We start from the raw sequence: 26,014 nt of genomic DNA on the forward strand, positions 1-26,014 counted from the left end.
TGCTTACCTCTGTGTTCCCAAGACTCTTAATTGCTTTCTGTCGATTTTCCCTACATTGGTGAGGGGCCAGGCTTCCAAATAAACAAGCTGATCCGGCAGTTTGTATGAAGCCACCTGCTGCCCCACTAAATAATTCCGCAGCCCATTCAGCGTCAGCCCCTTATTCTGAGCCAGGATAAAGACACAAATCCTCTCCCCCAGCTCCTGATCCTCAATCCCCACCACTTGAACATCCCCTATGTCTTCATGTCTCAGCAGCAGTTCTTCCAGCTCCGACGGGGTGATCTTCTCCCCGGCCCGGTTGATCATCTCTTTCAGCCTTCCTGCCACTTGGAGATTGCCATTCTGCCAGCGGGCTTTGTCTCCGGTTTTAAAGTAGCCCTGGTCCGACAGGCAGCTTTGGTTGGCTTCTTCAAGGTTATAGTAGCCATAGATGGTATAGGGACCCCTGACCGTCAGCTCACCATACTCTCCCACCGGAACCTCTCTGCCCTTTTCATCCACAATCATTATTTCATCGTATGCCGAGATGGGTTTCCCCTGGGTGTGATACCGGATCTCCTCCCCGTCTGCCAAATCCGTACAACAAATCAAGCCCTCGGCGATTCCGAATATTTGCTGCAGGGTGCAGGCAAAGGCCTTTTCGATCCGGGCGGCTAAATAGGAATCCAAGACCGCTCCCCCCACCTGGATGACTTTAAGGGAAGAGATGTCGTACCCGTCATCCTCCAAAAACTCAATACACATATGGGCCAGGGCCGGCACCAGGCCCGTTATGGTCACCCCTTCCTCCTCAATCAGGGGGATGATTTCGTCCGGGCTGGCCACTGCACAAATCACGACCCTGCCGCCAACAGTCAGGGTACCCAGCAAACCTGGGCAACCCAGGGGAAAATTGTGGGCCACCGGCAGGGCCGCCAAATAGACGGACTCCTGATCCAGGCGGCAGCGCTCCGCCGTCTTTTGCGCCACATAGAGATAATCGGCATGCCTCCTGGGAATCAGCTTGGGGATTCCCGTTGTCCCTCCCGATAATAAAAACAAACCCACTTCCCCGGAGCCGATCTCCGGTTCATCGCTTAATTCCGGGCCTTCCCGCAAATCCTCATAAGCGATAAATTCGTCACTTTGGCCAATGACGATCACCGCCGGAGGGGTTTGGCTTTCCCGGCAGATTTCCCTGGCCAGGCTTTTATAGTCAAATCCCAGGTAGTTATCCTTGATCACATACCCTTTGGCTCCGGATTTTTCCATAATCCCTTTGATTTCTGTTTTTCTCTGGGCCGGCAGGGCCATGACGGGGATAACCCCTAATTTGAACAGGGCAAAAGCGCTGACGACAAACTCAATGGAGTTGGGAAGCTGCAGGACGATCTTATCCCCCTTGCCGAATCCCCGTCTTTGCAAACCGGCCCCTATTCTCCTGGCTTCCCTTTCCAGCTCCTGATAGGTCACTTGCCGGTCCGCTTCGGTTAAGGCGATGTTGTCCCCATAGTTTTCGCTCCAAGCCGACAGCGCTTTGCCCAGGGTGATATCCTCCCACACCTTGGCGGCATAGAAGCTTTCCAGACTCTCTTTTAGCCTTCCAGTCATGAACTCCCCCACTTTCTTTTACAGGCATTTTCTTCTCCAGACACTTTCCCTTGCAGACACTTCCTTTTGCAGACATTTTTCTCTACAAACACTTCCCTCTACAGGCACTTTCCTCTACAAACACTTCCCTTTGCAGACATTTTTCTCTACAAACACTCCCCTCTCCAGACACTCCCCTCTCCAGGCACTTTCCTTTACAGACAACTGAATCCTATGCTGCAGGACAGATGCTCCGCCATAAAGACCGGGTGACAGGACCCCCTGGTTTTGTCCAGCAGGATGATCTTCCCCTCTTCTTCCCCTTTGAGGGCAAGGTCTTTCAGATCACTGTAAAACCCTGTTCCCCTGAATTTCAGATAAGACTCCTTGGCCACCCAAAGCCTGAAAAAATTCCCGGGCTCCCTCTGTATGTATTTCCGCTCTTCCTGGGTGAACAGGCCCCGGGCAATGGCTGTACAGTCCAGCCCCTCATCAATACACTCGATATCCACCCCCAGCTCCCGGCCATGGAGCCCCACCAGGGCAAAGTTTTTCGAATGAGCCAGGTTATAGTGATAATTCAAATCATTGCTTATAAAAGGCTTTTGGTACTTTCCCCGCCGGAAAAGCAGCTCCTCAATCCCGCAATCCAATAAATTGGCATAGATAGAGTTGACGATACTATGGGTCACCCGGTAATTGTTTCGATCAGATTCTTTCCTGTAGGAGCCAAGCAGCCGCTCCTCCCCTTTGGTTAAATAGCGGAAGCTTTCCATTCGGCACGCCTCCCTGCTGGTATTAACGAGAAAGAGCTGGGGGATCCCCTTGTTCAGCCCCTCTTTTACTTCAGGGATGACCACTTCCTCACTGCCGGTGATGTGATACAGCTTAAACCTCTCCCCACCAGTGTTCATGAGCCCAGATAGTCCTGAAGTATTCTGAACACAGCCTCTTTATTGGTGAGAATAAACATATGTGCCCCGGCCACGGTCTGAACCCCAAAGTCGCCCTCGGTATAATTTCTCCACATCAGCAGTTCATCAAGGGTAAGCTCCGGGTCCTGCTCCCCCATCAGAGTCAGGATCGGGCACTTAACCTTTTCGATCTCCCGGCGGTGATAGGTTTCGTCCAGGCGGAAATCCGCCCTGAGTGTGGGCAGGAAAAGGCTCATCAATTCCGGGGAGGCCAGGATGGAAGCAGGTGTGGCTGAAAACCTGCCGATTTCCCGGATAAAATGAGCATCATCCAGCTGATGGATGGGATGGGTTTCCTTGAGGCAGGGGGCCTTTCCGGCGGCGATAATCATTCCCTTGGGTTGGCAGGGAAGATCCCTCTGCTGGATCAGCAGGGCCAGTTCATAAGCCACTTTCGTACCGAGACTGTGTCCGAATAGGTAATAGGGGGTCCCATCCCTGAGCAGGGGCTCCATCCCGGCCCACAATTCCTCAACCAGAAGGGTCAGGCTTTCCAGCGGCCTTTCCTTGATTCTGGTCTCCCGGCCCGGATAGTGGGCCGGAAGAATCTCTGTGTCTGTAAAATGCTTTTGCCAGGAATGGAAAGCCGACGCTCCGCCCCCTGCATAGGGAAACAAAAAAAGTTTGTTGCGGGCCGCCCCCTTGAAAGTCCTTACAAAATAGGGATTGCTCATCATGCCTTCTCTTCGTCACCTCCCAGTGGGTTGTTGATCATACCTTCTTTTCTGTACCTCCCAGCCATTCCCAAAAGTTAGTACAAACTAACTTTTTCTTTAAAAAAATGGGTCCTGCCCCGACAAGACCTAAATTTGCTGAAGGGATACCAAATGGGCATAAAGTCCGCCTTGCTCGATCAACTGGGCCGGAGTGCCCTGTTCACGGATGCGGCCCTTGTCCAGAACCACAATCTTATCCGCATTGGCCACGGTCCTCATCCGATGGGCAATGACCATCACGGTTTTATTTTTCAACAAGACCGACAAGGCCTCCTGGACCAGGGTTTCACTTTCAGCGTCCATGGAAGCCGTGGCCTCATCCAGCAGGACAACCGGCGCATCCTTCAACAACGCCCGGGCAATGGAAATACGCTGCCGCTCCCCGCCCGACAAAGCACTGCCGTTTTCGCCGATGTTCGTCCGGTAGCCTTCCGGCAGGCGCTCGATGAATTCTTCACACTGAGCGGCCCGGGCAGCTGCCCTGACTTCCTCATCCGTGGCCTCCCGGCGGCCCAGCCTGATGTTCTCCATGACCGTATCATCAAACAGCATCACATCCTGAAAGACAATGGCGAAATTCCGGAACAGAGTTTCCGGCTCAACCCTGGTTATATCCACTCCGCCCAGGGTAATCCGGCCGGAATCCGCATCCCAGAAACGGGCGGCCAGTCTGGAAACGGTGGATTTCCCGCTGCCTGAAGGTCCCACCAGGGCTGTGATCTCCCCCTGTTTGGCCAGGAAGGAAATCCCGTTCAGTACGGGTTCATCGTTATAAGAGAACACGACCCCGTCGAACTCTATATCATATCCCTGATTGTTGCAAACCGGGTCCCCGGTCTGCTCCGGTGTGGCGTCGATCTGCTTCATTCTCCCCACACTGACCAGGGAGGAAAAGACTTCCGCCAGCATCATAAAGCAACTGGTGAAGGGATCATAAATCCGGCCGGCAAACAACAGGAAGAGGATGAACATGGGAATGGACAGGGAACCCTTGGCAACCAGGTAGCCCCCCACCAGCAGCACGGCCACCAGGCCGAAGCGCAGGATAAACTGGGCTGCCGTGGTAGCCGCCCCCGGGGCCAGCTCATTGCGGAAGGAGCAGCGCACCACCTGATCCAGCTTTTGTTCCAGCCCCTCCAGATACTCCTTTTCCCGGGAGCAGGCTTTGAGCTCCCCAATCGTCTCCAGATATTCCTGGACCCCGTCATAAGCGGTGCGCTTGGCGTCCAGATTGGCTCTTTCCGCTTTCTGCTGGGCTTGGCGGGCAGCGATGACCACCAGGGCGGCCACCGGCACCGGCAGGGCAATGCACAGGCCCAGCCGCCAATCCAGGATAATTAGGCCAAGGACTGTCAGCATAAACATGAAGACTGTTCCCAGCAGCTGGGGAATGGCGTTGGCAAAAACCCGCTCCAGGGCTGTGCAATCCCCCATAATGGTCGCCGTTAAATCGGCCAGATTCTTCTGCCCGAAGAAGGATAAGGGCAGCTTGCGGAGCTTTTCCGCCAGCACAATTCTGCGGTTGGCACTTTCCTGATAGGCCACCGTATAAGTCTTGTTGTACTGCAGCCATTGGCTGGCAAAGACCATCACGAACAGCACCACTGTCAGCACCCCATACAAGGGCATCCAGGAAACGGTTCTCTGCAGTCCGGCGGTTTCCCCCCCGATCCCATTGAGCAGCTCCATGACCACCAGGATCAGCAGGCTGACCGGCAGAATCAGGACGATATTGCTGAGGGTGGTGGCGGCGATCCCTTTGTTTAAATCCCTTGCCCCCTGATCGCTCAGGGCAAACATACGCTTCAGCATGACTTTACCTCGCCTCCAATATGCCATTGGGTTGATTTTGTGTAGTTATCCCACATCCGGGCATATTCCCCTCCCTGAGCCACCAGCCCATCGTGGGTTCCCTTTTCCACAATCCCCCCCTGCTTCATCACCACAATCTGTTCGGCATCCCGCACCGTGGACAGCCGGTGGGCAATCATGACCACGGTTTTGCCCTTGGTAAGCCCCTTAAAGGCCTGCTGAATCTGCTGCTCACTCTCCGGATCGGCATAGGCGGTGGCCTCATCCAGCAGGACGATGGGAGCGTCCTTCAGAATCGCCCTGGCGATGGCAATCCGCTGGGTTTCACCGCCGGAAAGATAAACCCCCTTACTGCCCACCACCGTATCGATCCCTTGGGGCAGCTTGGCTAAAATATCATCGCATTGGGCCAGATGGGCCGCCTGCAGGGCTTCCTCCCTGGTGGCCTCCGGCCGGGCGGCGCAAATATTGGCCAGCAGGGTATCCTTGAACAGCCTGGGGTTTTGAAAGACAAAGGCCACCTTTTTCATCAAATCCTCAGAGGCCATCTCCCTGATGTCCACCCCGCCGATCCTAACCACACCCTCCTGAACATCGTAAAAACGGGGGATCAGGCTGGCCGTGGTGCTCTTACCGGAACCGGAATGCCCCACCAGGGCCGTTGTGGTCCCCGGCTTGGCGATAAAGCTGAGGTGGGATACCGCCGGATGGTCCGTCCCCTCATACCTAAAGGTGACGTCTGCGAAGGAGATATCATGGCCGCCGGCCGTCTGGGGCCGGTCCGTTTCCCTTTGGGGCTTGGCGCTCAGAATCCCATCAATCCTGCGCATGGATTCCTCGGCCTGCATTTTGTAGCTGGTCATATACATGATTTTGTTGAGCATGACGGCACAGGCCGGCGAAAAGATCAGGTAGAACAGAAAGCTCTGCATAAAGCCCGGCAAATCGGGAGAAACCAGCCCGATGAGCAAGGCCGCCGGCACCAGCACCAGAAAGCTGGCATTGACGATGGAGTTAAAGGCCACCATCCCTTTTTTACAGGACATGGTAAAGGCCAGGGCGTCATCCCGATAGGATTGGATAGCGGCATTGAATTTGCTGAAGGAATGCACCGTCTGCCCGAACACCTTGACCACCGAGATCCCTCTTATATACTCTACGGCCTCATGATTCATGGTCTCCAGAGCATCCTGATAGCTTTGCATAAACTTCATGCTGTCCTTGCCGTTCAGGGAGCCTTGCAGGTAAAAGCCCACCCCAAACAACAGCAGCAGCGGCAGACCCACCCGCCAGTCGAAGAGCAGCATGAGGACGAGGCTGGCGGCCATGGTAACCTGGGCTCCCACCAAATCCGGGAGCTGGTGGGCGATAAAGGTCTGGGTCTGAAAGCTGTTGTCATCAATAATTTTACGCAGCTTGCCGCTGGGGTTCCGATCAAAATAGCCCAGAGGCATTTTGGCCAGATGGGTGAGGGCGGCCATTTTTAAATTCTTTTCCGTGCGGAAAGCCACCACATGGGAGCAAAGCAGGGCCGCAAAATAGAGGGCCAGCCCGATCAACTCCAGGATAAGGGCCAGCACTCCCCACCGGACAAGGCTCTCCGTGTCCAGGGAGCCCCCCGCAAAGACATCCAGCAAATCCTTGGCGGCAAAGTAGACACACAGAAACGGTCCCAGGATAAACAGGGCGCTGATCCCGGATAAGATACGGGATAGGGTGAGCAGCCCCCGGCTTGGGCCGGTAAATTCAAGAAGCCGTTTTATCCCGCTTGATTGCTGATTCATAACATTTCCCCGTCCTTATGGTTCTTTATGGTTTATGGTTCTTGCTGTCTCGCTTCCCGCTGTCTTTTTGTGTCGTTGTCTTTTTGTCTCACTGTCTTTCTGTCTCGCTGTCCTTCTATCTCGTTGTCCTTCTGTCTCGCTGTCCTTCTATCTCGTTGTCCTTCTGTCTCGCTGTCCTTCTGTCTCGTTGTCCTTCTATCTCGCTGTCTTTCTGTCTCGCTGTCCTTCTGTCTCGTTGTCCTTCTATCTCGCTGTCTTTCTCTCTCGTTGTCCTTCTGTCTCGCTTTCCTTCTGTCTCGCTTTCCTTTTGTCTCGCTATCCTTTTGTCTCACTGTCCTTGCTGTCTCGCTTTCGCGCCGTCCTGCCGTCCTTTACTTGGCCGCCCTTATGTTCTGAATGGAGGTGAAGCTGGCATCTCCCGGGAAATCATAGCCGGCAACCTTATCATTATACAAGGCGACCTGATGGGTGTAATAAAGGGGGGTCATAAGGCAATTATCCGCGATGGTGTTTAGAATAGTGGCATAAATCTCCTCTATTCTGGCCTCATCCGTTGTTGAATTCACTTCATTGATCAGATTCACACCATCCGGCAAAAACCCGCCGGCCTGCATGATGATGGGGTCCATGGACTGGCTGGGATTCATAGCGCTGACAATATTCGCCGGATCATAATAGCCTCCCTGGGTTTTGAAAACAGTCACTCCGTACTGTCCTCCCGTAATCATGGCATACCACTCCATCATCGGGGCCGATTTCGGCGTCAATTCCACGCCAATCTTTTTAAACTGGTCGCAGAGATAAACCACCATATCATTGTTGGCTACGGACTCGGTCTGATAGACAAACTCAGCGGCCAGTCTGGTTCCGTTGATCTCGCGGATACCGTCCCCGTCCTTATTCACATAGCCGGCATCATCCAGCAAACGGTTGGCCTTGGCCAGGTCAAATTCATAGGTGGTTTGCTCCACATCGCAATAGGGCAGAGATTTGGCAAAGAAGGTATCCGCCTGCTCATGAATGCCGCCGAAAATCCCCTCCACTATATTCCCTTTGTCGATAGCGGCGGCCATGGCTTCCCTGACCACTTGCTCCGCGAACAGGGGATTCTTCAGGTTATAGCCCAGATAATAGGTTTGAGTGGGGGCCTTATCCACCGCGGCCCCAAAGCCCTTGGTGTTTTTCATTTCCTGATAGCTTTCCGAGGATACTTTGGCAATACCCGACATAAAATCCAGTTCCCCGTTCTTCAGGGCCAGTACCTTGGCATCGTTATCAGCGATCACCTTGATGGTGAAACTGTCCACATCCGGCCGCTCTCCCCAGTAATGAGGATTTCTCACAAAGGTATACTTTTTGCCGTCTCCGTCCCCCCCGTACATATAAGGCCCTGTTCCATAACTTACCGTGTTGAAGCTTGTTTTTGCCGTCAAATCCCCGTTGAGCTGCTCACTGGACACGATGGCAAAGGGGTTGGCCAGGCATAAATCCCGCAAGGTGCTGTAATAAGGCTGGGTCAGATGCAATTCCACCGTATGATCGTCCTTGGCCACAGCATCGGCAATAATGGTGGACAGCTTGCCATAGCCGCCGTTATATTGGCCCAGATTGACCGGAACCGCCAGCAGGGACCGGGCTGCATCCTCGGCAGTCAACGGGGTTCCGTCGGAGAATTTCACCCCTTCCCGGAGTTTAAAGGTATAGACCTTGCCGTCGGTGCTCACAGACCATTCCTCCGCCAGCAGTCCGGCCAACTCACCCTTTTCATCATAAGTAACCAGAGTATCGTAAAAACTGGTCAAATAATAAGTGATTCCATAGCCGCTTGATGAATTAGCCGGCGTAATGACAGGATAAAATGACTCAAAGCCCCAGCTCTCGGGCAGATTCAAATGAACGGCCTGCTCCCCTGAGCCGGAAGTCTGTGAGCCGCCTTGATGGCTGACGTCCTGAGAACAAGCGGCCAGTGAAAGCACCAGCACCCCGGACCATACAACCGCCAACCATCTTTTCATCCTCATCTTTATCTTCATGTTCATGTTCATCTTCATTGCTAAGCATTCCTTTCATATTGATTTACCGGCTCAGCTATGCCGCTGGCCGCCAGCAGCACCTTCGTGTATGGATTCTGAAACACGGCGTAATCCCCCCCGAAGGGCACCTGCTCGACCAGCACCGAATCCCGCATCACCAAAATGTGGTCTGCCGCCGCCAGGGCCAGCTCCATATCATGGGTGATAGAAATCAAGGTAAAACTGAGCTTTTCCTGTAAATCCAGAATTTCTTCCATGATCTTCTTCCTTAAGGGCAAATCAAAGCCATTGGTCGCTTCATCAAAAATCAGACAAGCGGGTTCCGCAGCCAAAGCCCTGGCAATAGCTACCCTTTTTTGTTCCCCGCCCGATAATTCCGCGGGCAGGCGTCTGTAATAGTCCGCCGGGAGGTTGCAGAGAGCCAACAATTCTGCACACCGCTTCCGGCGTTCCTGCCTGTTCAGCCGGAAAAAACACAGCAGGGGCTCCTCAATGGCTTTGCCGATGGTCATTTTGGGGTTTAAGGCCCCAGCGGAATTCTGCTGAATCAACTGCACCTGCTTGAAGTGGCTTTTGCCCGCTCTGTGCCGGCCAAACACCGGCCTTCCCTCCACATACACATTGCCCCCATGGGGCTTCTGCAAGCCGGCCATCATCCTGGCCAGGGTGGTCTTGCCGGAACCGGATTCCCCCACAATGGCGTACCGCCCTCCTTTTTTGAAGCTGACGCTCAGGGGCGATACAGCGGTTAATGTCCCTCCCCACAGGATGCCCCCGGAAAATATACAACTTAAATCCCGCACTTCGATCATCCTCATGACCTCCTCTCCAGCCGGCAGGCCAACAGCAAATGTTTTGTGTACTCCTTCTGCGGGTCATTAAAGATCTGCTCCGTAGGCCCGGACTCGATGATTCTCCCCTGACTCATAATCAGGATGCGCTCCGAACAGGCCGCCGAACGCAAGTCGTGGGTCACAAACAACACCGACATTCCCTCATGGCAGAGCATGCGCAGCTCCTTCATCAGCTCCATCCGGTTGCAGGCATCAATGGCCGTGGTCACTTCGTCCGCAATCAGCAGACGGGGCTCGTTCAGCAAAGCCGCCACGATCATCAGCCTTTGCAGCATCCCCCCGGAGAGAGCGAAGGGATAGCTTTGCCAGACCCGTTTTGTATCCTCTATGCCCAGGCGGCGCAGGATAGGGGCCGCCCTGGGCAAAACCTCCCCCCTGGAGCTTTGGGGATGATGCTGAAGAAAGGTCTTCTCCAGCTGTCTGCCCATCCGCAAAGAGGGATTGAAGGCTGTCATGGGGTTTTGCATGATATAGCAGATATCCTTGCCGTAAATCCGGGCCAGACGCGCTCTGGACAAAGTCAGGAGGTTTTCCCCGCCGTAATCAATGACTCCCTCTGCCTGGTAGTTCCCTCCCAACAAACCCATAACCGCCTTGCACAAGGTTGTTTTTCCCGCCCCTGAGCTGCCGACAATGGAAACCATCTCACCTTTTTTGATGGGAAAGGAAATATCCTGGGCCACCCGTTGGCCTCCGGCCAGTGAAATCTGTAAATTCTTTACCTCAAGAGACATGGCTTTCCCCCTCCTTCCCGATGGTATCCCTGAGGCCTTCACCCAGCAGGTTAAAGCCGGCACAGCAAATTATCAGGCAAATCCCAGGATAGACAATCAAACCGGGGTTGGTATAGATACTGTTGCGGGCCTCATTGAGCATGGCCCCCCATTCCGGCGTTCCCGCGATCAGGCCCACACCCAAAAAGGCAAAGCCGGAAACGGCTATAATCGCTGTGGCAATCCCGGTTGTGAAATAGACAACGAACTGAGGAAACACATTGGGGATTAAATGGCGCACCACAATGCGCAGTTCGGAGGCCCCGGCAATCCGGGCCGATTCCATATACTCTTTGCCGCATTCCGTTTTGGCGTAGGAGCGAACCATACGCAGGAACCAGGCCGTCATGGAAATGCCGATGGCCACAATGATGCTGGCCACCGAATTATCTATGGTGGATACCAAGGCCATGGCAATGACAATTAAAGGAAAGGCCATAAAAATATCGCAGAAGATCCGGACCGCTCCATCCCAAATCCCCCCCCGATAGCTGGCATAGCTGCCGGCAAACAGGGAAAAAGCCGCCAAGGCGATCAGGACGGGCACGGATAAGCCGAGGGAATATCTGGCTCCATAAAGCAACCGGGAAAGCTCGCATCTGCCCAGCTGGTCGCAGCCTAAAGGATATTCTGCCGTAGGCGGCCCGTTCTTCAGGGCAAGATTGGTGGTGTTGGGATCATGAGGCGCCAGCCAGGGAGCCGCCAAGGCCATCAGAACAAAAAAACCGATCAGAATCAGCCCCGCCAGGATTTGCTTGTTTCTTTTCATATCCTTTTCCTCCCGTATGCAGGGCAAACCGCACTGGACAAAAGATCCGCCGCTATGTTAAACAACACAAACAGCACCGCACAGACCAAAATAGCTCCCGAAATTCCGTAGACATCCATGCTTTCACAGGACTCCATCAGATAGATGCCCAGCCCCCGGATAGAAAAAACACTTTCCACCAAGGCCGAAGTGCCGAAAAGTGCGGCGCAATACTGTGCAAACAGGGTAATGGCCGGGGGCAGGGCATTTTTCAAAACCTCCCCATAGATGATCTGGCCATTGGTAAAGCCCCGGGCCCTGGCATACGTAACATAATCGCTGTTCAGTTCATTAAGCACCGAAGCCCGCAGGACCCGGATGGAAATGCAGATAATCGGGAAGGCCATGGCTATGGAGGGCAGAATAAAGGACTTCAGGCTCCCATCTGCAATCACCTGAAAGATCGGAATCCTGACGGCAAAGACCGCAAGCAGGATCAGGCCCAACCAGAAACTGGGCACACAAATTCCGATGATGCAGATGATCCGCGTCACATTGTCAAAGGCTCTGTCCTTCCTGAGTACAGCAGCCGCCGCGACCACGATGCTGAACAGGACCACCCACAGCATAGACAGCAGGATAAGCATCGTCGTAACCGGCAGCACCTCCCTGATATTTTCCGCCACCGGCCGCCTGTTCATAATGGCCGTGCCCAGATCGCCCCGGGCCACACCCCCCAGGTAATCCAGATACCTTACCTGAAAGGGGGCATCCAGCTTCAGCTCCTCCCGGACTGCCTGGATCTGTGCCTCCGTGGCAAAAATATTCTGCTTGCGCACGATCATTTCCGCCGGATCGGTCCCGGTGAAAAGCTGAAGGCAAAAACTCAACGTAACCACACCAAAGATGACGGCCACCAAACGCAACAGCTCTTTTATGATAGTCATACCGCTACTTATCCCTATCAGAACATTCTTCCTCTCCACTTTTGATGTCCCTATTGGCGCATGCTTCCTCTCCATTTTTTATGCCCCTATTGGCACGTGTTTCCTCTCCATTTTTTATGTCCCTATTGGCGCGTGCTTCCTCTCCATTTTTATGTCCCTGTTGGCACGTGCTTCCTCTTCACTCTCTAGTTAGCTGCGGCTAACCAGGGACTTAAATGAAAGAGCCGCAACAAGGGGCTCACTCTCAAAATAAGTACCGTATTTTGGATTATTGTATCATAGGAGAACTTCCCAATCTATGCCATATAAGGTCATTTAAACTCCAATCAGCTCATAGATGCTTATTCCGGATCATAGGTGCCTGTTCCGGCTCATAGATGCCTGTTCTGGTATAGCAAAGGGGTCACACCATAGACAGATTTGAACGCGGCGGAAAACTTGCTTTGATTCTCATATCCGGCCCTTTCGGCAATTTCGCCGATGCTGAGTTTCTCCCCCGCCGTCAGCAATTCCGCTGCCGCCTCCATCCGTTTGGCCTTCATAAAGGTGCCGATGGAACTGCCGGAAATCGAGCGGAAGCATCTTTTCAGGCTGGATTCCGTGATATCGAACTGAGAGGCCAGTTCGGAAATGGTCACTTTGGCCAAGGGATTTTCCAGGATATAGTGATAAACCGCTTTCGTACTCCTGGCTACCTCCCCGGAAAATATTTTCAGGGGCTGCCTCTGCCCCTCATCCAACACGCTCAGGAACAAGAGCAGCTCCATGGCCTTTAGCCAGTAATAGGGAGCTTGAATCCGTTCATCCACCTCACTCAGTTTGCCGAAGATGCGCTCAACATCCTCTCTGGATTTGACAAGCAGGGACTGTTCTTTGCCACACAGCTCATTCACAATCCCGGCCAGGTTGATTTCAGCTTGAGGAAACCCCGCAGATAAAGTATGCTGAGCCTTCTCCACCTCCAAAAACAGCGTAACCCCACGGTATTTCCTGAGGGGAAGGCGGGAACTGACAAATACCTGCCTGCTTAGATCGGTTACACACAGATCCCCTTCACCCAAAAAGCTGACCGTCCCATTCTGGTACTCAACCTCATAGCAGCCTTCGATACAATAATCAATTTGCAGAAACTTCTTAACGGGAGCGATGGATTGAAATGTCGAATCCATCGTCAGCTGATTAAAGGACATTTGGATGCCCGGGGCTATGTCATAGCAAACCATTTCACCGGAACCCCCTTCGCCCTTGAGCTGATACACAGTGCAGCCGTTCTTCTGCCCGCGGCCGGCAAAGCCATAGCCGCGATAAGCCTGTTCAATATTACTCATAACAACCTCTCACCCAATCACCCTTTCTCATAACAACCTCTCACCCATTCACCATTATTTATAATAACCTTCCACCCTTCACCCATCCACCCTTTCTCAAATCCTAAAGAATTCTATCTAATTATTTCCGTACGGATTCAGCAGATTCCTATCTGAAAGCTCATTTTTTCATCCATAAATTTCGACTTATTCCAACAATTCACATCCTAACCCGGGGAAGAGGGATAAGCCGAAACTTCACTGTCAGCCGCAGGCTTCCCGATTAACCGGTAGTATATCCGTGACTCAAGAACAAGCTGCCCCCCACCCTGCATCCGGCAGCTGCAGCCCGGAAGCGGAAAAAACAGCTCGAAAAAGAGTCTGTCCGAAATAGGTACGCGCGTACCTATTTCGGACAGCCCTTTCCCTTCTGCCCAGTTCATCTGCTCAGATGCACACTTATGAAATGAAAGCATCCCATTCTCAATCGACGTAAGGCCGCTGTTTTAAAAAGCATTGACTGAACTTGGTTCAGTGCACTATACTATCCTTACTGAATCAAATTCAGTAAGGAGGAATCTCATTGTCAAGAACGATCAAGGCGCCTGACGAACGGCGGCAAGAATTGCTGGGAATCGGCTTGAATTTATTTATGCGCAAAGGGGCCGAGGGGGTTTCCATAAAAGAAGTAGTGCAGCAGGCTAATGTTGCCACCGGTTTATTTTACTATTATTTCAAGTCCAAAGACGCTTTTTTAGAAGAAGCCATCAATGCCCATATTGAAGGAACGATTGGGAATATGCTGGAGGGGCTGCAGAACGGGGAAATACCTTTATTGCAACGTGTAAAAAGCGCTCTTGCGGCTTTTCAGGAACATGCCCTCAGACTCGCTCCCCTGATGGGGGAAGAGGCCATAACATCCTTGCAGCATCATGTGCTGATGGATAATATGCTGCAAAGATTATGTCCAATCATTCAGGAAATCATTGAGCAGGGCAATGGCGAAGGGGTGTTTCATGTCGAAAATCCTGCGGTTGCAGCCCCCTTTATCATCCACGGGCTATCAGGCGTCTTGCATGAAAACTTAAGCGATGAACTAAAGGATAATTTTCAGAAGGATATTCAAACCCTGTTATTTATGGTACTGGGTGTCACCCATGACCGTACGCCTTCGGAGGTAAACCTTGATGGAAACAACTGAATTCAGGACAGGAACCTATCCCTTACACCATGACCCTAACTTCAATTACCAGCTGAACAGGGCGGTCATGCTTTCAGATGGCGTACTGGACGAGATTCGCAGTGTGACGAACCAAATCAAAGATATTCCCACCTGGATAGAGACCTTGCTCTCTTTGGCCGACAAGGCCAAGGCGGAAAAGCGCACCCCAAACGCTTTGGCCTATATCCGGGCGGCGGAGTTTTTTATGAATGAAAGCAACGCCGCTAAGGAAACGTTGTACCGGGAATATAAAGCATTATTTTATGAAACGCATGGCGGTTTTATCGATAGCCAGGGGATTAAGCGTATTGATATAGGTTACGAAAAGGGAAGTCTGCCCGTTTTCTATGCTGCTCCTGAAACAGGCAGCCTGGGTACCCTCGTCATTCATGGCGGCTTTGATTCCTATATGGAAGAATTTCTTCCCGCTTTGCTTTATTGCAAGGAGCTCGGATTTGCAGTATACCTGTTTGAAGGCCCCGGCCAAGGGGAATGCATCCATAAACAAAAAATACCGTTTACCTTGGATTGGCATAAGCCGGTGGGCGCAGTTTTAAATTATTTCGGTCTTGAGGATGTGACCTTGATCGGCATATCCCTGGGCTCCCTTTTGGCCCTCCGCGCCGCCGCCTGGGAGAAGAGAATTAAAAGAGTGGTGGCATGGAGCATCATGGAAAATTTTTATGATGTCCTCCTCTCTTCACGCCCTAAGGCGCTTCGGGTAGTGTTAGACAGTTTAATAAAAGTCCATGCCAAAGGTGCTGTCAACAGCTTGGCTAAGACCATGATGGAGAAAGAGCCTTACGCAGCATGGGGAATTGAACAAGGAAAATATGTCTTCGGTCAACCGTCTGCTTATGATTTTTTAGCAGAAGCAAAAAAATACAATCTCCGCTCTCTGTCAGGACAAATCACCCAAGATGTTTTGCTGCTCGGAGCGGCGGAAGATCACTTTATCCCTCTGTCCATGTATAAAAATGAAATAGATTGCTTGACAAAGGTTAAATCATTAACCTTCCGCCTATTTACAAAAGAAGAAAGTGCCGAAAGCCACTGCAATATCGGGAATATGCCTTTAGCTCTCAACACCGTCTGCAGCTGGATCACAGCTATGGAGACCCCTGGCCTATGATCAGCAGGTTTATTTTCCACATGGGATTATGGGCCTCTAAAAAGAGACTGCAGCAGGAATATGGCAAGGAATTCTATAAAGATTTCGTCAGAATGGCCGGAAAAAATTTCAACTATGTTTTGCCCTTGACACCCGATATTGGGGAAAGTACTTTCAAATTCAATTTTGCCTTTACACCCTGCTATATTGCATGGTACAAGGCGTTTTTATCACTGATGATGGATAACAAAACGGCTGTCACTTGGATCTGGAACATCAACGAAGAGATGATGCTCCTTATCCCCCGCTTCTTACTCAAACATTATGGTGCCAAGGTTTATTTAGGCGGCTTTCGGAAAAAAGCCCCGGCTCACGAAATCAACTCAGACCAAAACAAGCTCCATGCCTATGATTATAAAATTCGCTACAGGGCTATTGATGAGCATACCTTTGAGATCGATTTTTATCAATGCGGGATGAAAAGGCTGTGCGAGGAGCAAGGAGCGGCAGGGTTGTTCCCCGGGGTATGCCGAATTGACTATTTGATTTCACACTATATAGGGTGCGGTTTTTGCCGTACCAAAACACTTGGCGATGGCGATGAAGTCTGCAATTGCCGCTATTCTACCCATGGTCACTGTTCATGGCCCCTGGAAGAAGGTTTAACGGAGAAAAAATAGCAAGGGTGGACCGGCTACTCGGGTGTTCCAATGGGGAAATTCATCACATTGACGATATTTGTTTTCTGTTCCGTCTTCAAAACAGCCTCCTTGGTTTTCATGTAACCTAAATCAGTCCAAAATTTCTTGCCCTTATAATTATCCTCAATTACACCAATTCGAAACGATGTTGCTCCTAAGGTTATTGCCCACCGGACCAATGCGTCATGAATCTTCCTGCCCAATCCATGATTCCTTTCTTTCGGTTTAATCAGCAATAAGCCCAGCATCCATTCTCCAGTAACTGGGAAGTCTCTCACAATATCAATCATTCCGATCAGTTCATTTATATCGTTAAATACTCCCAGAGAATATTTATCCTCATAGTGCTTTCCTGGTGGCAATTCGTTGAGTATTTCCAATGCTTTCTTCTCCGACGGCAATTCTCTTTCATGCAATAGATAATAATCCGAACACTCCTGGTTCAACCTTTCAATAGCTTTTAAACTATCCATTGTCAAAGATTTAATCGTATATTCATTTGCAAGCGTTAAGCTCACCATGTTCCAATTCTCCTTGCTGATTTATTCAAACTTAATAGTAAGCCTATTCAACCCGCCCATGGACGCACGGCTTTCTTGCGTACGGTTTCGAACATCTTGGCCCTTCCCGCAGATAAGGTGTCTAATTCAAATCCAGTAACATTAAATAATCCTGTTCTTGCTCGGCAAAAATCTCAAAGCCTACATTTTGGTACATTTTTAGAGCATAGTTATCTTTCGCTACACTCAAAGAAGCCTGCTTGTACCCATGTTCTTTCAGCTTTTCTATCATCATTTTCATCAAAACAGTTCCAATGCCTTTGTCTCTGTACTCTTTAAATAAGGAAATAACAAACTCCGGGGTTTGGTCATCTATATTCCCATAGCCTTTGATATTTCCTGCTAAAATTCTTGTCCAAACAGCGCCGATAATTTTTCCGTCAACATCTGCAACAAGGCACAAATCATCAGGTTTTCCCCAATTGTCTATATAAACACCGATTTTAGGTTGTTTGATGACTTCCCTTGGCAAAAGGTTATTTTCATCAGGTTGAAAAATAGCCTCATAAAGCATATCTTCAAGTATTCCTAACTCATGCGCTTGTATTTCCCTAATTAAATAGTTGCTCATTCTATCCTCCCGTCCATTTCATCCGCGCCAAGGATGACGCGGCCTTTGCACGATATGTCGTAGAATGTTTCGCAAGTTCCCGCTGCGTCATAAAATAAGAATGATGCGCCACTATATTATCTAGAATTCTTATTGATATATATATTTAAAGCTTGCACTGCTTTAAATGATACAATAATTGCTGATATATAAAGTAGAACTTCTAATATTGATTTGATAAACCCTAAACTAATACTTAAATACCCAAGGCCTCCTATGAAACCTCCCATATTTTGCATCATATCAATTCCCCCCTTTCAAGAGTTCTTGCCGCGTCCAACCACTTGCATCATCCTCCACTTGCGGGAACGCCGTGTTATCTGATGGGATATGGTTCCACAAGAAATACTTAATCCACTTTAGTAAATGTACTGTATTTGCGGAAACATTTTATCCCACAGGAAATTGCTTGGAATACCATGTATCCAATTATCACTCCTATAGAATTAAGTATCACATCATCGATGTCCGATGCCCTCCCGCTGCTTAATCCAAGGTAAGCCAATATGTATTGTACAGTTTCTATTGACAATGAGCTAAGAATACCAATTAACACGGTTCTTTTAAATGACCTAAACTTACTCCAAAACGTTGGTAAGAAGAAACCTAAGGGGAGCAGCAACAGAATATTGCCAATAAGATTCGACTCCAAATGCCTTATCATATACCCAAACGAAAAATGGTTCGGATGAAATCCTCTGAACATTTCCGTAAAGGGGATGATGTTCACAGAGGGGGTACCACTTTGTCCGTAACTTGCACTCGGATGAAGCGAAAATATCGTCACTCTGATTACCGCAAGGCAGTAAATAACAAAGGCCATCACCAGTAACTCTCTGCTGATTGATATTTGTTTATAGTTCTTACTCCATAACAAAAAGATGCCACGAAGCACAACCCACGGAACTCCTCCCAATACAACTCCAAACACAATTACCTCGAACATATCTAACATCCTTCACTAAGAATTGAAACATCAAAGCCTAAAGTCTGCTCACCAATACCATATCCTTTCCGATGCAGTCCCGCGAATTGACGAAGAGTCATGCTAATTGCATATATCCCAGATTCCGTAAATTCGCTGTTATACGACGGACCCACTTCATTGAAGTTGCCTAAGCAGATCATCAGATTTTAGTACCTCAAATAAAAAGTCATCATCGCCAGGACGATTGTGTTTTGTTACAACAATATAGTCCCCTGACGGACTGACGCTCATATTCACCAGCCAGGTATCGCCGTAGTCGCCAATTTCGATGAGTTTATTGCTCCTTGTGCTATAGGCTAAATATTCTTCAATATATTTTTCCTGTGATTTGCTGTAGTTTTCAACGCTGAACAAAAATACACATTCCCCATCCTGTTCGAATGCCCCCATAAAATGCCCAAACTGTCGTTGATCAATATCTTGATCAGGAAAATCCCGCTCTCCGTTGTAAATATCAACTATCTGGGACTGCCCTGTGTCAGGATTATAAATTACCCCCTGGTAGACGCCTCCAGTCATATTACCGGTCATGAACACTAACTTCCCTTCATTTGTGCGGAATATCCCTTCTTCTAAACAGCGTTCGGCCGTTATAAGTGAGGAGCTTCCTATGGAAATATCATAAAGAAAAGTTTCAGTAACATCAGGTTTGGTCTCCTTAAGGTAGACGAAACGCTTGTCATCCACTGCTAATAACAACCATGCATTTTTTAGCAGCTCATGCTCACCGGTTTTATCACCATAGTAAATGCTGCCCAACCCCGGAGTCTTGGGTTGGCGCTTGCTATAGTAGTATAGTTTGTCACCCATCTTCTTCACGTTAAATGCCCATGAAAGGTAGGGTGCTTCAGTGTTATGACTTACCCGGGTAGTAACCGGAGAGCATTCTTCGGTCACTTGAATTTCGTCCCCTGTTTTGATGTTGATAATGAAAAGACGGAATTCGGTAGATAAAAAGATAGTATCGTTGTCCAGCCATTCAACCTGCCCCACCGGAGGACTGTAATCCCCGACTCCTTCACGATATTTATCAACATCCAGCTGCAAAACGGCTTGATCGGTCTCCGAGTCACGAATTTCAACCGTATTGTCATAATGTCCCATGGTTATGACGATATACTTCGATTTATCAGGAGACAAATTGCAGTTTAGCCAGTTAATATCTTTCTTTGCTATATCGTCCGACATTAAGTTTTCTGTTCTCCCATCAGCGGGGGAGTAGGTAAATATCCCGTCACTGGTAGCATACAGTAATTGATCGTCCTGCCATTTGGCTGATATTGCTCGTACATCTTTGGGCTGTTCAGTTTCCCTTTTGTTTCCACATCCAGTAAAAATAATCAGAATGATGCAAAGCCAAACACATAACTTTTTTCTCATTCCTGCTCTCCTCTTAAAACGTGTCCGTCATACAGCATTGCGCCTGTTCCCGAAGCCTAGTTACTACCTGCCTATTGTCTCAGGATTTTGAGAACACACTGTTAGACGAAGGTCCGCCTTATGTCATGCATAATCTCCTACTTTGTAATCCTTCCAAGCATCAATAAGCCATGGATGTATAGAGTCCAATTTATCCTTCTGCTTCCATGTCCAAGTTAAGAAAACACCAACCGCCTCGTCCAGAGACTTTTCCAGTGCAGTCTCAAGTTCAAGCTTAAAAGGGGAATGTTCTTGATCCCAAGACATTTTATCTGCAAGGAACAATAGCTGGGATAAGGTAAAATTTATTAAGGTTTGTTTCTTTCAGGATAAGGCATCTTAGTAATTATGATAGGAGTGCTTAAATCAACATTCGGCAGTTGTTGTGGACCACCTTTACCCGGCAGAGACAGAGCTTTTTGAGCCTCTGCGGGCAAAGGATCGGCTATAGAATTTCTGATAATAACTTTTCGTTCCAACTGTACGCTTTCTACAGATAAAGTATTTTGATCCTTTTCTTCTACACTTACTTCCTCATTATTACAACCAACCAAGGCCAAACTCAATGCCAAAGCCGAAGCTGTTAAAATCATAACTTTTTTCAAATTTTCACCCCCAAAGCAGTATCCTCATTACTCTATATAATGACTATGGGATGAACCATCACTTATGACCCCTTCCCACAAGTCTTAATTTGAGCCTATAACTTAGTTCCAAGTTCCCATATCTCCTAATGCAAAAATACGCCAAGTTGCTTCCCGCACCATGGGCGGCGCTGCCTTTGCACGATATGTCCTAGAACGTTCCAGGTATTCACGAAGCGTCATGCTTACCTTCATCTTGGCCAGTTTCGTAAATGCTGTGCCATGCGCTGGCCCAAGCTTTCATCACTTCTCTCTCCAACATCTAATTTGGTAAAATTGCGATATGCCCGTTTATAACCGTAGTTCATGGCTAGATTATAAAAGATATTAACCCGTGATTTGCTTATTCGCTTTACTATGCTCCTCCACGAGTGGAACTTTCCTCTAAATTCGTTATAGCCGTTTAACAATTCCTTACAGCTCATTCCTTTGGGTACATACGCAACGCTTGTTTTACCGTTGTAATGATCCCAATCAACGTCAAGTAAGCGGCCTTCTTTTTTATACTGCTCATAGATACTGGTTCCTGGGAAAGGAGTTAAGATGCTTGCCGTTACCCCATCAACTCCGATGTTATTGCATGCTTCTAGGGTTGTTTCGAACACTTCTAATGTGTCAGAGTCAAATCCAAAAACGATACCAGCCTGGATACTGATTCCATATCGATGAAGTTTATTTACAACTTTCCCATACTCTTCTACTCTATTAAAATTCTTATTCGCATCTCTAAGCCCCTGCTCAGAAAACGATTCCAGACCCAGAAACAAGTACAAACACCCTGCAGATTTTGCCAGGCTAAGCAGTTCTTCATCCTCGCAACTATACACCGTTACCTGTGCAGCCCATCTCTTGTTTAACCTTGCCAACTCTTTTAATAAGGCTTTCGTGTAGACCGGATCGGCAAAGAAGTTATCATCCCAAAAGACGAAATACTTATTGGGCATACTGCCTATATCCTTTATTACCTCATCAACCGGGCGGGTTCTAAACTCATTATGATAAATTTTCTTCAGACTGCAATAACTGCAATTATGTGGGCACCCACGTGAAGCAAAAACAGCACCGCTTGTAAATCTATGGCCAACAATCAAATCCCTGCGAGGTATTGGCAGGCCATCAAGGCTGGGAACATGGTGACTTGTGTAAGCTTTTTGCATGCTCCCGGAAAGGAAGTCTTTTAAGAATTCAGGCCAGGTTTCTTCAGCCTCCCCTACAAAAATAGTATCGCCATGGCAAGCTGCTTCTTCCGGATTTAAAGTCACATGGGGTCCACCTAAAGCTACCCAAGACCCCAGCTCGCGAAACCTTTTAGAGATAGCATAAACGTGAGGAGCATTTGGCGTATTTACAGTAATCGCAACCAAGTCAACCTTTTCAAAGAGGATTGGTTCTGTATATTCATCCAATAACCTTATGCTATATTCTTTTGGAACGAACCCTGCAAGATAGGGCATGGTTAATTGGGTAAAGTTATTCAATTGATGTGCTCTGAATTTATTAATTTCTGAGTTTTCAGGAGTAATCATTAGCAATGTCGGCATAATATCTCCACTCTTCCTGTCTGCAAAGGCAATCCTTCACTGGGCTTTCACCTAGCGTTCTGCGTGTTCCCGGAATCTGGTTACTACCTGCATATTGGCTAGATATTGGGAACAACTCCGTTATACGAAGCCGATACCCATAGCCAGAAAGCCGCCATGGATGGCGGCTCCCTTAAAGATTGTCCTTCTATACGTCAAATGTTAATCCATCTTCATTAGATTGCACCTCGAAAACCAAATATCTGCTTTATCGGCACTTCAATCTTTTCTTTACTTGTATGATATACAAGGATTTCATCCGTTGCTCGAACCAGCTCACGTGTCGCTTCCTTTTCGTCTTCGAAAGCCTGAATTACTGCCATATCATCAATAAATCTTACGCTATTCTCAATATGTGAAGCCAGTATTTGAATCTTAACAAAACGTTCAGGATATAGCCTTCTGACCTCATCCCATTTCATTAGATTCACCGCCCTCTTCTTTCTAGATAATTCCATTATACCATTTTCTTGTCCAAGAACATCATATAATTTATAAGGCGCGTGGACGCGTCCCAACCATATGCATCATCCTCTAGTTGCGAGACTTTTCTGTTGCCCGATGCCTTCCCCAGCCTGTTGCACCTCATATTCGAGGAGAAGCATCCCACTGGGATAGGCACGGTGCCGAACGAGCTCCAGACACCGACGTATCCCGTGTGGAGGGAGCAACTGCACCCCACCTCCCAGAAGAATCGGTATAATCGCCGGTTCGAATGTATCAACCAGATTCCAGGCGAGAAGTTGGGAGAAGAGATTCCCTCCGCCGTAGAGCCAGATATCCCGGCCAGGTTGCCCACGAAGCTCTCGGATTCGTGCTTCAAGTCCCTCGCTCACGATCTCAACATCAGGATGGTCCACTGGCCGAAGCGACCGTGAGGCCACGATCACTTGCTTTCCGCGAAAGCTCTCGCCCGTTGCGCGTACGATCTCGTACGTGCGTCGCCCCATCAGCAACGTGTCAAATTGCGCATACAGCGCCTCAAAATCGAACGAGGGCTCTGGGGTAATCCAATCAAAACCATCGTTCGGTGCCGCGATATAGCCATCCATGCTACACGCGACCTGGTATCGCACCCGTCTCATCCAATGATCACCCCCACCTTACATTCATATTTTCTAAGTTGCGGCAATGGACGTGTTAGCTGAAGTATTCCCTCGCCCCTTTATAGTCTTAAGACTATATCTCTTCAATTTGAATAACAATAGTACTAACAATTGTTCTAAATCACGAAGGGTGGTACACTATGGATAAAGATAAGGCTAAGGCTGAGGGGGATGTTGATATGGCTATTCCAAAAGAACCTAAAGACAGCGCACAACCAAACTCTTCTAATGAGCATAAGCGACAAGTTGCTAAAGCACTTAAGGAAGTTACTTCAGATCATTCCAAGCTCCTTAAGAAATTAGCCGAGTAAATATGCATGATATAGAACTCCTCTATATAGAGGATATCCTTGCAATTCACGAAGAAGCCATCAAATCCAACAATATCCCCATTTCGATCATGAAAAATATCCCACAGTCTATGAAAAGGCGGCAATGCTTTGGTATTTCCTAACCAAAAATCATTGCTTTGTGGATGGTAATAAACGAGTTGGCTTTTATGCTGCCTCAATCCTACTTAAAATCAATGGACACTCAGATAATATTGACGACGATGAAGCCTATGATAAGGCTATTCAAATATCATGTTCCCAATTAACCGGCAAGGCCTTAGATACCTATATCCTCGAACTGTCACATTAGCTAAAAGAGCGATTTCCTAAGTAGCAGATCTCATTTATTGGGGTCTCTGTTTTTTTAACGTTTTCGCCATTCCCACAGTATCCTAACCCCATCCATCATCCTCTAAGTTGCGGCGAATTCTGTGTTAAGCGAAGTTCCAAGGCTTAGCTATTAATTCTTTCATATCGGCCAGAAACCTTCTATACTTCAAAAATGGGCATAATACTTATTGAAACAAACTTATCGGAGATGATATGATATGGATAAGAAAACCAATCATGAGGAGATGGATAAAATGCCAATACCTCAGAAAAATGAGGAAACAGCATTCACCGACTTCGTAAACAAAAACAAAGAACTTCTCTATAGAATAGCAAAATCCAACACCGTTATTAATGAATCCGGTCTTACAGTTATCCCAAAGGATGATCCTTGGCTTGACGAGAAAGAATGGGATAAAATGTACGAAGACCTAAAAAACAAAAAATGATCATTACCAATGGCGATGTCTGGTTTGCAAAATTTCCTCTCGAAGAAGATGATTCTGTATTCTGTCCTCGGCCAGTCATAATTCTTGACGTAGAAAGCCTTACTGTTCTAGTAGTAAAGGTAACTAAAGCGTCTCCTCGTCCTAATGACAAATATGATATTCCTATTAATTATTGGCAATATGCAAACTTGAACTTTAAGTCAACTGCGCGAGTATCGAAAACACAAATATTGAATCATTCGCAACTTGTTTTTAAGATAGGAACAATTCATCCTAGCGATTACACAACTATCCAAAATACATACATGCAATACATTTCTCAAAACAGTTAAACCACAGGGCTCCAATGGGTGCCCTCTTTTTATTTTAGGATCGGTAAGTCGGCTCCGAAAATGGATTGACCCATACTCGGTTTGCCGGACACAGGTAAGTTAGGGTAAAATAAAACCTGTGGAGGACGAGAAAATGAAAAAAAAGTAAACGTTACGATGAAGAATTCAAAAAAGATATCCTACGACTGATCCAAGGAGAAAAGCGCTCAGTATCAAGCATAGTCAAGGATTTCGGCGTTAATGAACAGACCGTAAGAAACTGGCTTAAGGAAAGCAGCGATCGCCAGGATCCGCATAAATCAAGGATAGTAGAGCTTGAGGCACAGTTAAAAGCCAAAGACAAAGAGATTGTCGATCAAGCAATGACCATAGACATCCTAAAAGAAGTTACCGCCATCTTCGCCCAGAACAACCGGAAGTAATGTATAAAATCATCAAGGAAAGCGACTCCGGCTTTCCGGTTGAGAAGATGTGCGAAACCTTAGAAGTATCCCGGAGTGGCTTTTACGATTGGGATGGACGGAACCAAGCAAGCTCAATAAAACATGTCCCCAAATGCGACAACGTTGTCGCATTTGGGGACAAACCTCCTTAGTCACACTCACCGCGTTCTTCTGGAATGACCATGACTTTCCCCTCCGAAAGACTCTCTCCATCCATGAACTCTTGCTCAGTCTCCTGTTGTGCTTTAAGCAGGATATCCATGGCATCGGCGACTTTAGCCGCCAATTGAAAATACATCCTTTTATAATCCATCATGTTCCTCTATTACCCCCTATGTCAAGCAGCGGCAGGGCAGCCGGGATCATGCCCGGTCCTGCCGTCTGGATGCAATCTTTAGACCTCTTTTCTTGGGGCCCTATTTCTTTTTGAGGCCACACCCCTCATCCTCAAAAAGGGCTGTCCGAAATAAGTACGCGCGTACCTATTTCGGACAGCCCTTTTCCTTTGCACAGCTGCAGCCCTTCTTTTGAAGGCATCCTGACTCTTAATTGCCCTACCGCACCCTGAGTTGCCAAAAAGCCACGGCGCTGGCTGCCGCAACGTTCAAAGAGTCCACGTTATGGGACATAGGGATGCACGCGGTGTAATCGCAGTCAGCAATCGTGC

At 48.5% G+C, this 26,014-nt stretch carries 28 protein-coding genes and 2 pseudogenes; 8 read left to right on the forward strand and 22 right to left on the reverse strand.

The window, feature by feature from the left end; translation table 11 throughout:
- Positions 1–3: 3 nt before the first annotated feature.
- The 11 genes from BUA14_RS12520 to BUA14_RS12575 all read right to left on the reverse strand — a co-directional run bounded on the left by BUA14_RS12520 (position 4) and on the right by BUA14_RS12575 (position 13,541).
- On the reverse strand, positions 4–1,593 hold the full coding sequence (locus BUA14_RS12520) for a (2,3-dihydroxybenzoyl)adenylate synthase (RefSeq protein ID WP_072772884.1): 1,590 nt from the start codon (positions 1,591–1,593) through the stop codon (positions 4–6).
- Between the two features lie 194 nt (positions 1,594–1,787).
- Positions 1,788–2,486, reverse strand: a complete 699-nt coding sequence (locus BUA14_RS12525; protein WP_072772885.1) for a 4'-phosphopantetheinyl transferase family protein — start codon at positions 2,484–2,486, stop codon at positions 1,788–1,790.
- Positions 2,483–3,220, reverse strand: a complete 738-nt coding sequence (locus BUA14_RS12530; protein ID WP_242954643.1) for a thioesterase II family protein — start codon at positions 3,218–3,220, stop codon at positions 2,483–2,485. The genes BUA14_RS12525 and BUA14_RS12530 overlap by 4 nt, the downstream gene beginning before the upstream one ends.
- A 129-nt stretch (positions 3,221–3,349) precedes the next feature.
- Positions 3,350–5,074, reverse strand: a complete 1,725-nt coding sequence (locus BUA14_RS12535) for an ABC transporter ATP-binding protein (protein ID WP_072772887.1) — start codon at positions 5,072–5,074, stop codon at positions 3,350–3,352.
- Complete coding sequence (locus BUA14_RS12540) at positions 5,068–6,858, reverse strand: ABC transporter ATP-binding protein (protein ID WP_072772888.1); 1,791 nt, start codon at positions 6,856–6,858, stop codon at positions 5,068–5,070. The genes BUA14_RS12535 and BUA14_RS12540 overlap by 7 nt, the downstream gene beginning before the upstream one ends.
- Positions 6,859–7,229: 371 nt before the next feature.
- On the reverse strand, positions 7,230–8,903 hold the full coding sequence (locus BUA14_RS12550; RefSeq protein ID WP_072772922.1) for a nickel ABC transporter substrate-binding protein: 1,674 nt from the start codon (positions 8,901–8,903) through the stop codon (positions 7,230–7,232).
- A gap of 8 nt (positions 8,904–8,911) precedes the next feature.
- Entirely contained in the window at positions 8,912–9,703 is a 792-nt protein-coding gene (locus BUA14_RS12555; protein ID WP_178371683.1) for an ABC transporter ATP-binding protein, read from the reverse strand.
- 2 nt (positions 9,704–9,705) lie between these two features.
- Positions 9,706–10,479 (reverse strand): ATP-binding cassette domain-containing protein, encoded by a 774-nt coding sequence (locus BUA14_RS12560; protein ID WP_072772891.1) that lies wholly within the window; start codon positions 10,477–10,479, stop codon positions 9,706–9,708.
- The gene (locus BUA14_RS12565; protein ID WP_072772892.1) at positions 10,469–11,287 is read right to left on the reverse strand and encodes an ABC transporter permease; all 819 of its coding nucleotides are present in this window, start codon (positions 11,285–11,287) and stop codon (positions 10,469–10,471) included. The genes BUA14_RS12560 and BUA14_RS12565 overlap by 11 nt, the downstream gene beginning before the upstream one ends.
- Entirely contained in the window at positions 11,284–12,213 is a 930-nt protein-coding gene (locus BUA14_RS12570; RefSeq protein WP_072772893.1) for an ABC transporter permease, read from the reverse strand. Before BUA14_RS12570 ends, BUA14_RS12565 begins: the two co-directional genes overlap by 4 nt.
- A 371-nt stretch (positions 12,214–12,584) precedes the next feature.
- Positions 12,585–13,541: a helix-turn-helix domain-containing protein gene (locus BUA14_RS12575; RefSeq protein ID WP_072772894.1), complete on the reverse strand. Its 957-nt coding sequence runs from the start codon at positions 13,539–13,541 to the stop codon at positions 12,585–12,587.
- 562 nt (positions 13,542–14,103) lie between these two features.
- Between BUA14_RS12575 and BUA14_RS12585 the strand changes: the two genes are divergently transcribed.
- Genes BUA14_RS12585 through BUA14_RS12595 form a run of 3 tightly spaced genes read left to right on the forward strand, consistent with a single transcriptional unit; the run spans position 14,104 to position 16,533 of the window.
- Positions 14,104–14,721, forward strand: a complete 618-nt coding sequence (locus BUA14_RS12585) for a TetR/AcrR family transcriptional regulator (RefSeq protein WP_018212717.1) — start codon at positions 14,104–14,106, stop codon at positions 14,719–14,721.
- A complete protein-coding gene (locus BUA14_RS12590) occupies positions 14,708–15,874 on the forward strand; it encodes an alpha/beta hydrolase (RefSeq protein ID WP_072772896.1) in 1,167 nt (388 codons plus the stop codon). Before BUA14_RS12585 ends, BUA14_RS12590 begins: the two co-directional genes overlap by 14 nt.
- The gene (locus BUA14_RS12595) at positions 15,871–16,533 is read left to right on the forward strand and encodes an L-2-amino-thiazoline-4-carboxylic acid hydrolase (RefSeq protein ID WP_072772897.1); all 663 of its coding nucleotides are present in this window, start codon (positions 15,871–15,873) and stop codon (positions 16,531–16,533) included. Before BUA14_RS12590 ends, BUA14_RS12595 begins: the two co-directional genes overlap by 4 nt.
- A gap of 14 nt (positions 16,534–16,547) precedes the next feature.
- Here the strand turns inward: BUA14_RS12595 and BUA14_RS12600 are convergent, their stop codons facing one another.
- The 9 genes from BUA14_RS12600 to BUA14_RS12640 form a co-directional block, all read right to left on the reverse strand.
- On the reverse strand, positions 16,548–17,075 hold the full coding sequence (locus tag BUA14_RS12600) for a GNAT family N-acetyltransferase (RefSeq protein WP_072772898.1): 528 nt from the start codon (positions 17,073–17,075) through the stop codon (positions 16,548–16,550).
- 121 nt (positions 17,076–17,196) lie between these two features.
- A complete protein-coding gene (locus BUA14_RS12605) occupies positions 17,197–17,685 on the reverse strand; it encodes a GNAT family N-acetyltransferase (RefSeq protein ID WP_072772899.1) in 489 nt (162 codons plus the stop codon).
- A gap of 116 nt (positions 17,686–17,801) precedes the next feature.
- The gene (locus tag BUA14_RS27920; protein WP_018212710.1) at positions 17,802–17,966 is read right to left on the reverse strand and encodes a hypothetical protein; all 165 of its coding nucleotides are present in this window, start codon (positions 17,964–17,966) and stop codon (positions 17,802–17,804) included.
- A gap of 107 nt (positions 17,967–18,073) precedes the next feature.
- On the reverse strand, positions 18,074–18,670 hold the full coding sequence (locus BUA14_RS12610) for a VanZ family protein (protein WP_072772900.1): 597 nt from the start codon (positions 18,668–18,670) through the stop codon (positions 18,074–18,076).
- 156 nt (positions 18,671–18,826) lie between these two features.
- Entirely contained in the window at positions 18,827–20,092 is a 1,266-nt protein-coding gene (locus BUA14_RS12615) for a hypothetical protein (protein ID WP_072772901.1), read from the reverse strand.
- Positions 20,093–20,439: 347 nt separating this feature from the next.
- Complete coding sequence (locus tag BUA14_RS12625; protein ID WP_072772902.1) at positions 20,440–20,736, reverse strand: hypothetical protein; 297 nt, start codon at positions 20,734–20,736, stop codon at positions 20,440–20,442.
- A 230-nt stretch (positions 20,737–20,966) separates the two neighbouring features.
- On the reverse strand, positions 20,967–22,316 hold the full coding sequence (locus BUA14_RS12630; protein WP_072772903.1) for a B12-binding domain-containing radical SAM protein: 1,350 nt from the start codon (positions 22,314–22,316) through the stop codon (positions 20,967–20,969).
- A 215-nt stretch (positions 22,317–22,531) separates the two neighbouring features.
- Entirely contained in the window at positions 22,532–22,777 is a 246-nt protein-coding gene (locus BUA14_RS12635; protein WP_072772923.1) for a hypothetical protein, read from the reverse strand.
- Positions 22,778–22,882: 105 nt separating this feature from the next.
- Complete coding sequence (locus BUA14_RS12640; RefSeq protein ID WP_072772904.1) at positions 22,883–23,440, reverse strand: dihydrofolate reductase family protein; 558 nt, start codon at positions 23,438–23,440, stop codon at positions 22,883–22,885.
- A 161-nt stretch (positions 23,441–23,601) separates the two neighbouring features.
- Between BUA14_RS12640 and BUA14_RS27925 the strand changes: the two genes are divergently transcribed.
- The 5 genes and pseudogenes from BUA14_RS27925 to BUA14_RS12660 all read left to right on the forward strand — a co-directional run.
- Positions 23,602–23,772 (forward strand): hypothetical protein, encoded by a 171-nt coding sequence (locus BUA14_RS27925; RefSeq protein ID WP_005811419.1) that lies wholly within the window; start codon positions 23,602–23,604, stop codon positions 23,770–23,772.
- Positions 23,773–23,896: 124 nt separating this feature from the next.
- Positions 23,897–24,103: a Fic family protein gene (locus BUA14_RS28520; protein WP_242954644.1), complete on the forward strand. Its 207-nt coding sequence runs from the start codon at positions 23,897–23,899 to the stop codon at positions 24,101–24,103.
- A gap of 238 nt (positions 24,104–24,341) precedes the next feature.
- Positions 24,342–24,572, forward strand: coding sequence for a hypothetical protein (locus BUA14_RS12650; protein ID WP_072772905.1), 231 nt, complete (start codon positions 24,342–24,344; stop codon positions 24,570–24,572).
- Entirely contained in the window at positions 24,569–24,904 is a 336-nt protein-coding gene (locus BUA14_RS12655) for a type II toxin-antitoxin system PemK/MazF family toxin (protein WP_072772906.1), read from the forward strand. The genes BUA14_RS12650 and BUA14_RS12655 overlap by 4 nt, the downstream gene beginning before the upstream one ends.
- A gap of 176 nt (positions 24,905–25,080) precedes the next feature.
- Positions 25,081–25,448, forward strand: a pseudogene (locus tag BUA14_RS12660) (IS3-like element ISDha7 family transposase); the annotation flags it as partial.
- A gap of 47 nt (positions 25,449–25,495) precedes the next feature.
- Here the strand turns inward: BUA14_RS12660 and BUA14_RS27930 are convergent.
- Positions 25,496–25,663: a hypothetical protein gene (locus tag BUA14_RS27930; RefSeq protein ID WP_178371684.1), complete on the reverse strand. Its 168-nt coding sequence runs from the start codon at positions 25,661–25,663 to the stop codon at positions 25,496–25,498.
- A 238-nt stretch (positions 25,664–25,901) separates the two neighbouring features.
- A pseudogene (locus BUA14_RS12665) lies at positions 25,902–26,014 on the reverse strand (TrmH family RNA methyltransferase); the annotation flags it as partial.

Origin of the sequence: Desulfitobacterium chlororespirans DSM 11544 (assembly GCF_900143285.1) — a bacterium.
Taxonomy (GTDB): domain Bacteria; phylum Bacillota; class Desulfitobacteriia; order Desulfitobacteriales; family Desulfitobacteriaceae; genus Desulfitobacterium; species Desulfitobacterium chlororespirans.

What these genes read in the sequence shown, in the direction of transcription:
- BUA14_RS12520 (WP_072772884.1), bottom strand. Translation starts at nt 1,593, where the DNA reads ATGACTGGAAGGCTAAAAGAGAGTCTGGAAAGCTTCTATGCCGCCAAG.
- BUA14_RS12525 (WP_072772885.1), bottom strand. Translation starts at nt 2,486, where the DNA reads ATGAACACTGGTGGGGAGAGGTTTAAGCTGTATCACATCACCGGCAGT.
- BUA14_RS12530 (WP_242954643.1), bottom strand. Translation starts at nt 3,220, where the DNA reads ATGAGCAATCCCTATTTTGTAAGGACTTTCAAGGGGGCGGCCCGCAAC.
- BUA14_RS12535 (WP_072772887.1), bottom strand. Translation starts at nt 5,074, where the DNA reads ATGCTGAAGCGTATGTTTGCCCTGAGCGATCAGGGGGCAAGGGATTTA.
- BUA14_RS12540 (WP_072772888.1), bottom strand. Translation starts at nt 6,858, where the DNA reads ATGAATCAGCAATCAAGCGGGATAAAACGGCTTCTTGAATTTACCGGC.
- BUA14_RS12550 (WP_072772922.1), bottom strand. Translation starts at nt 8,903, where the DNA reads ATGAACATGAACATGAAGATAAAGATGAGGATGAAAAGATGGTTGGCG.
- BUA14_RS12555 (WP_178371683.1), bottom strand. Translation starts at nt 9,703, where the DNA reads ATGATCGAAGTGCGGGATTTAAGTTGTATATTTTCCGGGGGCATCCTG.
- BUA14_RS12560 (WP_072772891.1), bottom strand. Translation starts at nt 10,479, where the DNA reads ATGTCTCTTGAGGTAAAGAATTTACAGATTTCACTGGCCGGAGGCCAA.
- BUA14_RS12565 (WP_072772892.1), bottom strand. Translation starts at nt 11,287, where the DNA reads ATGAAAAGAAACAAGCAAATCCTGGCGGGGCTGATTCTGATCGGTTTT.
- BUA14_RS12570 (WP_072772893.1), bottom strand. Translation starts at nt 12,213, where the DNA reads ATGACTATCATAAAAGAGCTGTTGCGTTTGGTGGCCGTCATCTTTGGT.
- BUA14_RS12575 (WP_072772894.1), bottom strand. Translation starts at nt 13,541, where the DNA reads ATGAGTAATATTGAACAGGCTTATCGCGGCTATGGCTTTGCCGGCCGC.
- BUA14_RS12590 (WP_072772896.1), top strand. Translation starts at nt 14,708, where the DNA reads ATGGAAACAACTGAATTCAGGACAGGAACCTATCCCTTACACCATGAC.
- BUA14_RS12595 (WP_072772897.1), top strand. Translation starts at nt 15,871, where the DNA reads ATGATCAGCAGGTTTATTTTCCACATGGGATTATGGGCCTCTAAAAAG.
- BUA14_RS12600 (WP_072772898.1), bottom strand. Translation starts at nt 17,075, where the DNA reads ATGGTGAGCTTAACGCTTGCAAATGAATATACGATTAAATCTTTGACA.
- BUA14_RS12605 (WP_072772899.1), bottom strand. Translation starts at nt 17,685, where the DNA reads ATGAGCAACTATTTAATTAGGGAAATACAAGCGCATGAGTTAGGAATA.
- BUA14_RS27920 (WP_018212710.1), bottom strand. Translation starts at nt 17,966, where the DNA reads ATGATGCAAAATATGGGAGGTTTCATAGGAGGCCTTGGGTATTTAAGT.
- BUA14_RS12610 (WP_072772900.1), bottom strand. Translation starts at nt 18,670, where the DNA reads ATGTTCGAGGTAATTGTGTTTGGAGTTGTATTGGGAGGAGTTCCGTGG.
- BUA14_RS12615 (WP_072772901.1), bottom strand. Translation starts at nt 20,092, where the DNA reads ATGAGAAAAAAGTTATGTGTTTGGCTTTGCATCATTCTGATTATTTTT.
- BUA14_RS12630 (WP_072772903.1), bottom strand. Translation starts at nt 22,316, where the DNA reads ATGCCGACATTGCTAATGATTACTCCTGAAAACTCAGAAATTAATAAA.
- BUA14_RS12635 (WP_072772923.1), bottom strand. Translation starts at nt 22,777, where the DNA reads ATGAAATGGGATGAGGTCAGAAGGCTATATCCTGAACGTTTTGTTAAG.
- BUA14_RS12640 (WP_072772904.1), bottom strand. Translation starts at nt 23,440, where the DNA reads ATGAGACGGGTGCGATACCAGGTCGCGTGTAGCATGGATGGCTATATC.
- BUA14_RS27925 (WP_005811419.1), top strand. Translation starts at nt 23,602, where the DNA reads ATGGATAAAGATAAGGCTAAGGCTGAGGGGGATGTTGATATGGCTATT.
- BUA14_RS28520 (WP_242954644.1), top strand. Translation starts at nt 23,897, where the DNA reads ATGCTTTGGTATTTCCTAACCAAAAATCATTGCTTTGTGGATGGTAAT.
- BUA14_RS12650 (WP_072772905.1), top strand. Translation starts at nt 24,342, where the DNA reads ATGGATAAGAAAACCAATCATGAGGAGATGGATAAAATGCCAATACCT.
- BUA14_RS12655 (WP_072772906.1), top strand. Translation starts at nt 24,569, where the DNA reads ATGATCATTACCAATGGCGATGTCTGGTTTGCAAAATTTCCTCTCGAA.
- BUA14_RS27930 (WP_178371684.1), bottom strand. Translation starts at nt 25,663, where the DNA reads ATGATGGATTATAAAAGGATGTATTTTCAATTGGCGGCTAAAGTCGCC.